This window comes from Stenotrophomonas sp. 2YAF22, from assembly GCF_052114665.1.
GTDB classification, from domain to species: domain Bacteria; phylum Pseudomonadota; class Gammaproteobacteria; order Xanthomonadales; family Xanthomonadaceae; genus Stenotrophomonas; species Stenotrophomonas indicatrix.
This window is the reverse complement of record NZ_JBFRFE010000272.1, coordinates 1-5367: the sequence shown is the minus strand read 5'-3', so window position 1 is coordinate 5367 and position 5367 is coordinate 1. Positions and strand designations below refer to the sequence as shown.

The following is a 5367-nucleotide window of genomic DNA, read 5'->3' as shown; positions in this document are numbered from 1 at the left end:
CCATTACGATCATCCCCAGCTCCCGCGCGACTGTTGCGTAATGGCGATGGGCACGTGCCATACCAGCCATGTTTTTTGCAACGCTGGCGATGTAGACCGTTGCTCCCGCCTCCTTGGCCCGCAAGGCGCTATCCATCTGTAGCGATTCGAAACAGATGGCGGGGACCAGAATTTCCTTTCCAATCGTTACTGACAGGGGCGTGGTTCCTGCCCTGAAGTAAGGCAGTTCGTCGGCATGGAGCATTTGCTTGGTGTAGACAGCGGGTGCTTGACCGCAGCGGAAGACGAACATGCCGATCTCCGGCCCATCGCTGCCACGATATGGCCCGCCGACTGCGATCAAAATCTGATGTCGATCACTCAGAGACTGGAATACTCCCAGATGAGCGTCATCTGCCGTCATTGCCAGCTGCTCTGCCATCCGCGGCTCATATCCGGTCAGTGACATCTCCGGAAAGAAGACCGCCGCACCGCCACACGAGGCGGCCAGATCAATGAAGTGAACGTGCCGTTCGATATTGCCATCGACGTCGCCAGGAGCTGATCGCATCTGTGCTGCAACAATCTTCATTCCCATTCTCTCTACTCAGGCTAAAGCTGAAGTGATAGCGGCTTTGTACGCTGATTATGCAACCGCCAGTTGGGTGTATCCAACGGGCTTCATTGATTCAATCGACGGCTGCTCTGTGGGGTAGTCAGCGTGATTGCATGCCGGGCCATCGTGGATCGAGGCGCGCTCTGGGCGCTTCGGCAGGTCCGTGCCTGATGAGCAGCGCTGCCTGTTCGGAGCCCCGGACCACCGTTGGCCGGAATCCCCCTAGCTGCTGCACCAGCAATCCCCGATACACCCTGGAGAGCGGCTGCCGCACCATCAAGCGCCCCTCCGCAGGAAATCACACATGAGCCTGGCGCTGGTCCACAGCCGTGCCCGCGCCGGGGTCGATGCCCCACTGGTGCGCATCGAGGTACATCTCTCTGGCGGTCTGCCGGTCACCCAGATTGTCGGCCTGGCCGAGACCAGCGTGCGCGAATCACGCGAGCGCGTGCGCGCCGCCCTGCTCTGCGCGCGCTTCGACTTCCCGCAGCGGCGCATCACTTTGAACCTCGCCCCCGCCGATCTTCCCAAGGAAGGCGGTCGTTATGAGCTGGCCATTGCCCTTGGCATCCTCGCTGCCAGTGGCCAGGTCGATCCGCAGTCGCTGCTGCAGTACGAGTTCCTCGGCGAGCTGGGCCTGACCGGTGAACTTCGCCCGGTGTCCGGTGCGCTGCCCGCCGCGATTGCTGCAACCGAAGCTGGGCGCATCCTGATCGTGCCGCCCGGCAACGCTGCCGAGGCCGCGCTGGCCCAGCACGCCGATGTGCGCGTGGCGCGTACCCTGCTGGAATGCTGTGCGGGGCTGGGCGACCCGCGCCTGCTGCCGCAGGTGGAACGCGTGGACACCACTCCTTTGCCACTGCCCGATCTGGCCGACGTGCGCGGGCAGGCGCTCGCGCGCCGGGCGTTGGAAGTGGCCGCCGCCGGTGGTCACCATCTGTTGCTGATCGGCAGCCCCGGCTGCGGCAAGACCCTGCTCGCCTCGCGCTTGCCCAGCCTGCTGCCGGATAGCGAGGAGATCGATGCCCTGCAGTTGGCGGCGATCACTTCGGTCAGCGGCGAAGGGCTGGACCCGAAGCGCTGGCGGCAACGGCCGTTCCGGGCGCCGCACCACAGCGCGAGCGCGGCGGCGTTGGTGGGTGGCGGCAATCCGCCCTGCCCCGGCGAGATCTCGCTGGCCCACCATGGCGTGCTGTTCCTGGATGAACTGCCGGAGTGGAACCGCAGCGCGCTGGAAACCCTGCGCGAGCCGCTGGAGTCCGGCCACATCCGCATCTCCCGCGCGGCACGCAGCGTGGTCTATCCCGCGCGCTTCCAACTGGTGGCAGCTTTTGTGAGGAATCCCGCCAACCTAGCAATTAGGCTACCGGTGGAGGCCTGCCGCCGCGAGAGATCCTGTTGGACGAAGACCACAAGTCTCGCTCGGCACAGAGCCATACCGAAGCGTCCTTACCCAGACATGGCATCCCGGCAGACGAGCAATAGCTATGCTTGATCCACCTAATCACTCCAATCCATGGATGCTGCATCATCATCGTGGCGACGAGCCTGCTCCTCATAGCCCTTCGCAAGCTGATCAAGCGCCCTAGACGTATAGGGATACTCCGCACTGATCGCATCAGACCAGCTGCGATATTGCTTAGCTAGTGCTCTCTCCTGCTCACCTCCGTCCCTGGCCTGGCGCGTCGTGAGACCTCTGCCGTTATAGATACCAACAGTGAAGCCTTCAATCATCTCCTTACTCCGGAGATTGTCGAGAACTTCACGAACGGCCTCATGCGGCCAGAAGCCATCATCGCCGACTGGGGATGCGGCGAGCACGTGACCAATTCTGCAATCTGCAAATGCCAACCTATTCATGGCTTCTGCCTGCCCCCGTGCGTCCCTGAGCCACCGCTCTAGCGAATCCAGATCCAGCGTGCCGTTGTCCGAAGCTCCAGGTACTCGGTTCCAAATTTCCAGAAGGTGGTAGGCCTGCCGTGCCCGGGCACGCGCGCCTTCTTCCTGAGCACCCTCCTTTGCGACGAAGCCCTGCGAATCGTCCTGGAAGATCGCGCTGATCAACTGGATGAACAAGTCTGGGCTACCCGAGATCTCGTGAAGAAGCGCGACTGGTGGCCTCGAGGAATGCTCCAAAACACTAAAAAATCGCCATTCCAATGCCGCGACTAACCCCTGGTCTACATCCTCATTATCGATTCGCTTGAACGCCTCAGACACGCGATGCTGAAACATCCCATAGTCAGTTTCCCCTCCGCTAGCGGACGATTGATTGGCGACCTCATTGAGAACTTCGATTACGAGACCAATCCGCACCTCTAACTCCGGACGCGTCTGAACAAGCGACAGCGCTACGTGGGCTCGCCCTGAGCTAATCAATCGTTGGACAGCGTATTCAATGTCGGCCAAGCCACCGTCAACCCAGAGAATAGGTACGTTGCGCCAGTAAAGCTGATCCATCTCTTCACCGAGCGCAGCCACCTTGCCCCACGTCCAACCAGACATCGGCAAACCGATGAATACTGTCAACAAAGACTGGGCACCCCACTTCTCAGAACTTATTCTAGAGATAAGGCTGTCCGCCCACAGTTCCTTCCGATCATGGAATGAATGCCTTACAAGTGAGATGGCAAGATCCTTGGATCGTTCATCTTCAGCACGTAGGGCCAACTCCACAAGTGCATCGATCTGCGCTTCTGGAACTCCAGCATCGTAAACTGCGGAGGCTACCGTAGATGGAATCTCGACGACCTGCGCAAGATTAAAGACCCCATCAATCCCGCTGCTCTCAAACACTGCCAGGGCGGCGCTAGCTCGAGCCGCGACGAGCTGCTTCTCCTCGGCCTTCCATCCTTCGGTCGAAGGGTTCGGTAGTGCAGCACCGGCTTGGAAGAGCCACCGAACTCTGCCAAATAGATCTGAGGGGGTGAACTGCTCATATGACTGCGCAAGTCGATCCAGCACCAACTCAGGCAATCGCCACGGAGCGTTAGGGAATGCTCTGTGGTGATGAAGAACGCCGCGCAGCCTGCTCCAAATCGTATTGCGAGCGCGCTCACCACTCAGGCTAAGCTGAGCTTTCTCAAGCGCGATCAATAGCTTAGAAGGGTCGGGCCTGAGATCTTTTATTCTGCCAAGAAGCGAGTCGAATCGCTCTGGATCCTCGCCAAGATCTGCCACAAGACGGTCGCTTATGCTGACAGCACCTCGACGCACCAGTTCCAACGACACAACTTCGACCTGAGTGACGGAGAAGTCACGCCAGAGCGGCTTTGGTGATGGTGTTAGGCTGTCATGTCCACTTGGAAGGATGCCTAGCATGAGGTTCCAAGAGGATTCTGGAACTCGCTTGCGAACGTGGTCCAATGCCTGAAGTCGCTCATCAAGTGTCGCGTATGTCTGAGGACTCCACAGAGTATGGATCTCGCGCAAGCTGTTCGCCGGCCCGTTCTCGTATCGCCGCGACTTCACGTCCAGTGCCGCAAGTGTTGAAAGAATACGCGTGACTCGCGGCATGTGTGACGGAGACCAAGCAAGCGCCTCAAGCGCCCACATCAGATCGGAGAGGTACTCCGCGCCAAAAGCCCCCGTCTCACTATTATCAAAAAGGACCGTGATAGTTTGAGGCACGTCATTCAAGCTGTCTTCAATCGCGGAGAGGAGAGAAGATGGGGACGCTTCCGCCAAGAGGCGAAAATCTCTCGCCAGGGACCACCAGCGATGCTCATCGGCGCGATCCAACAACTGAGAGACGATGGTATCAGTGCGCGATCGCGCATCTGGAACGAGTACGACACGGTCCCAGTACAGTGCTAACAGGATCAGCGTTCGGCCTATACCATGGCGTAGCATGGGGGAATATTGAGTCCCCACACCCTTCACTCGTGCCAGCCACCTCTCGCTTGGATCCATGTTGAAGCGGGGATCGAGCTCACCCAAGACAACAATTGCGGATGCGCCGAGCTGATCGATCAGCGCACTAGTCAAGGAGCTGGCAAGCAGATGCCATGCATCGGATGGTGATGCTACTCGCCAAGYCGTGCCAATCTTCTGAAGTGGGCTGTCGAACCTACTGAAGTAGGGGCGTACTTCTTCCACGAACTGTTCGTAGGAGGATCCTGCCAGTTCAGACAGACAGTCCCTGTCAGCTTGGTGATCCTCATCCCAGCCACCTGCAACCAGCGCCGCGAGCAGCGCTCGCGGAGCTGGAGCTTCAGCCCATCTGGGCGGGTTCCGTCCCGCCGCAGCCGGCATTCGCCGCCTCAGGACTGTCAAGTTTCGAGCGCTATCGCGTGCGAGCGATCTGGCTTGATCTTCAGAGACCCCAGCCAAGATCAGCGCTGCTGCGATACCTTCTCTCGAGGGGCGCTCCAGTATTAGTACGCCGTCGTTTCYTTCGGTTGTTTGGTCGTAGACTTGCGCAACGAAGTGCCCGTTCTTCGCCAGCGCCTCTGCCAATCCAGGATTTGGATCGGTCAGGATAAGAATGAGGGGCGCAGCAGCTCCCTTAAGGGCTCGCGCCGCCGCTTCATTCACTACAAGGCAGCGCGCACGATAACTGAGCGCTGACTCTTCAGGCAACTCGCTCAATGTCGCCCAAATAAACGCCACGACTTCCTCAGATGACGTTGACTGCAGCGACAATACGGATGCTCCACCTCTTAGCCACCTCAGCACTTGAGCCGCGCTTTCGTCTCGATCCCGAAGCACGAGATCTTTAGTGACCGGCCATTTTGTAGAGAGCGACCATTCCTCCCATGCCGCCTCCAACT

Annotated in this window: 2 protein-coding genes and 1 pseudogene; 1 reads left to right on the top strand and 2 read right to left on the bottom strand. The window is 59.4% G+C overall.

All coding sequences use genetic code 11. The features are described 5' to 3' along the window. On the bottom strand, nucleotides 1-571 hold a 571-nt coding region (locus tag AB4Y84_RS12095), incomplete at its 3' end, for a carbon-nitrogen hydrolase family protein (RefSeq protein WP_442250194.1). 328 nt (nucleotides 572-899) lie between these two features. On the opposite strand from AB4Y84_RS12095, the pseudogene AB4Y84_RS12090 reads away from it, so the two are divergent. Further along, a pseudogene (locus AB4Y84_RS12090) lies at nucleotides 900-1991 on the top strand (YifB family Mg chelatase-like AAA ATPase); the annotation flags it as partial. 104 nt (nucleotides 1992-2095) lie between these two features. On the opposite strand, the gene AB4Y84_RS12085 reads toward AB4Y84_RS12090, so the two are convergent. After that, nucleotides 2096-5239, bottom strand: a complete 3144-nt coding sequence (locus tag AB4Y84_RS12085) for a hypothetical protein (RefSeq protein ID WP_442250193.1) — start codon at nucleotides 5237-5239, stop codon at nucleotides 2096-2098. Nucleotides 5240-5367: the final 128 nt, after the last annotated feature.